Source organism: Sutterella sp. KLE1602 (assembly GCF_001578585.1).
Taxonomy (GTDB): Bacteria; Pseudomonadota; Gammaproteobacteria; order Burkholderiales; family Burkholderiaceae_F; genus Sutterella; species Sutterella wadsworthensis_A.
Genome location: NZ_KQ968507.1, coordinates 1 through 750 on the forward strand (window position 1 = coordinate 1; position 750 = coordinate 750).

At 56.0% G+C, this 750-nt stretch carries 1 protein-coding gene; it reads right to left on the reverse strand.

Annotated features, from left to right (window positions below):
- A partial coding sequence (locus tag HMPREF3036_RS02800; RefSeq protein WP_082897326.1) for a reverse transcriptase domain-containing protein occupies positions 1-647 on the reverse strand: 647 nt, incomplete at its 3' end.
- Positions 648-750 lie beyond the last annotated feature (103 nt).

Here is a 750-nt window from a genome sequence, read left to right on the forward strand (position 1 = left end):
CCTCTGCGTTCGAGCTCATGGTCGAGCTCGTTGAGCATGATGTTGGCGAGAACGGGGCTGACCGGACCGCCTTGCGGCGTTCCTATTTCGCATGGCGTGATCTTGTCCCCTTCTTGTATCGGTGCTCTCAGGATCTTGTGGATGAGTGAGACTACTCGTCCGTCCTTGAGCTTGTCCGACAAGAGTTGCAGGAGCTTGGAGTGGTTGACAGTGTCGAAGAACTTCGACAGGTCGAGGTCCACGACCCAGACGTAACCCTGATTTGCGATATCGAGGGCCTCGTCAATGGCCGTCCGGCAACTCCTGCACGGGCGAAAGCCATGACTGTGCAAACTGAATACTGGTTCGTATTCGTCGCTCAGTTTCTGCGCGATCGCCTGTTGGATGACTCGATCGACAGCAGTTGGAATTCCCAACGGTCTGAACTTGCCTTTCTCCTCCTTCGGGATCATGACTCGGCGTACGGGCTGAGGTTTGTATTTCCCCGCCTTCACGGTTTCCACTATCTCGACGGCGTGCGCACGCAGATAGTCCAAGAACTCGTCTACGGTCATGCCGTCGACGCCCGGACCGCCTCTGTTTGCCTTGACCTGCTTATAAGCTCGGTTCAAGTTGTTCCGTTCAAGGATGGCTTCTAGGGTTACCATTCGTTGCCTTCGCATGTGGCGGCGTTTGTTCTTTCTCGTCCTTCTTCCCTTTGCTCCCCTCCGGTCCTCCCCTGTTCCGCAGGGGTCCCCCTTCGGGATTTTT